Origin of the sequence: Streptomyces sp. RP5T, from assembly GCF_003933965.1 — a bacterium.
In the GTDB taxonomy this organism is placed as follows: Bacteria; Actinomycetota; Actinomycetes; order Streptomycetales; family Streptomycetaceae; genus Streptomyces.
In genome coordinates this window covers 1-761 of the sequence record NZ_RSAJ01001209.1, presented here as the reverse complement: position 1 = coordinate 761, position 761 = coordinate 1, and the positions used below count along the sequence as shown (strand labels likewise).

Sequence of the window (761 nt, the reverse complement as noted above, 5' to 3'; positions counted from 1 at the left end):
GGCGCGCGCGGTGGGCGGCAGGGGGACGGGCACGGCCGACACGGCGACGAGCCCGACGGCCTCCGCGAGCGCCTCACCGACACCCACCGCCTCGCCCACGCCCAGCGGGCCCGCGGGACCGGCCACGGCGGGGCAGCTGCGGGACGGGATCACACTGGAGCAGGCGGCGGACGGGCTCGACAAGTGCCTGGCCTACGACCGCGACCGCGTGGCCCACGGCGGCATGGCCTCCTCCGACCTGGGCGAAGCCGACGAGTACCGGATCATCCTGGCGCTGAAGAGCACCGGTGACTCCAACTCGCCCGGCGACGGCATGTTCGTGGTCGCCGTGAAGGAGAAGCCGAAGGAGACCCGGCTGATCTGCAACGTGAAGAACGGTGAGGCGTCCGGGCTGAACACCAGTGTCGGCAGCGACCGGCAGCCCGACTCCCCGCCCGTGCTGGCCGACATCAACGGCAACAAGCTCTACCAGCAGTCGTTCCTGGACCAGGGCCATTGGAAACTGCCGTTCGGCTGGGGCTTCATCGGCACGGTCGAACCGGGCGTGGCGAAGGTGAGCGTCTCCTACGGCGGCGCCGACAGCGAGGCGGTCCTCGACCACGGCTGGTTCGTCGCCTCCGGCACCCTGACCCAGCAGGTCACCAGGAATCCGCACATCAAGGGCTACGACGAGGGCGGCAAGCTGATCTACGACTCCGACGAGGACAAGACGTACCAGCAGGTGCCGTAGCGGGGCAGCTCGGGGCAGGGGGGCGCCGTAC

At 70.7% G+C, this 761-nt stretch carries 1 protein-coding gene; it reads left to right on the top strand.

Annotated features, from left to right (window positions below; genetic code table 11):
- Positions 1–730, top strand: a 730-nt coding sequence (locus tag EHS43_RS45445) for a hypothetical protein (RefSeq protein WP_125196143.1), incomplete at its 5' end; no start/stop codon positions are given.
- Positions 731–761 lie beyond the last annotated feature (31 nt).